The organism is Bacillus sp. LR--39 (assembly GCF_053613335.1).
In genome coordinates, this window is the sequence record NZ_JBSIOT010000922.1 from 1 (window position 1) to 693 (window position 693).

1 protein-coding gene is annotated in these 693 nt (G+C 50.1%); it reads left to right on the forward strand.

Annotated features, from left to right (window positions below):
• Positions 1-191 precede the first annotated feature (191 nt).
• Positions 192-693 (forward strand): Y-family DNA polymerase (locus tag ACWHAR_RS27490; RefSeq protein ID WP_452088486.1); only part of this gene is annotated, 502 nt, incomplete at its 3' end.

Genomic DNA, 693 nt, shown 5'->3' on the forward strand with positions numbered 1-693 from the left:
TGCGGGGAGGACGATTGTGAAAAACTCAATCAGAAAAAAAGCATCGTTGAAAGATTCAAGAATCATCTTTTATCACTTCCGTTTCATTTAACATCTTACTATATGAAAGCCGGGATGTCTAATCAGAGTGCCAGGAGGGAGCCGTTTTGTCTGCTGATAAACAAAAGGGGAGAGTCATCTTTCATATCGATATGAACAGCTTTTACGCGTCTGTTGAAATGGCGTATGACCCTTCGCTGAAAGGCAGGCCGCTAGCCATCGCGGGAAATGCGAAGGAGCGGAAAGGAATCGTCGTCACGTGCAGCTATGAGGCGAGAGCACGCGGCGTCAAACCGCCCATGCCGCTCTGGGAAGCGAAGCGGCTCTGTCCCGAGCTGATCGTCAAGCCGCCGAATTTCGACCGCTACAGAAGCTCTTCAAGAGAAATGTTTCAAGTGCTCAGGGAGTACACGGACCTTGTCGAGCCTGTTTCGATCGACGAAGGGTACATGGACTTAACGGATACGCCATACAGAAATCGGGCATGCGAAACGGCGAAGGAAATTCAGGAGCGCCTTCAAAAGGAACTGCTGCTTCCGTCAAGCATCGGGATCGCTCCGAATAAATTCCTGGCCAAAATGGCTTCGGATATGAAAAAGCCGCTCGGCATTACGATTTTGAGAAAGCGTGAAGTGCCCCGGATTCTTTGGCCCA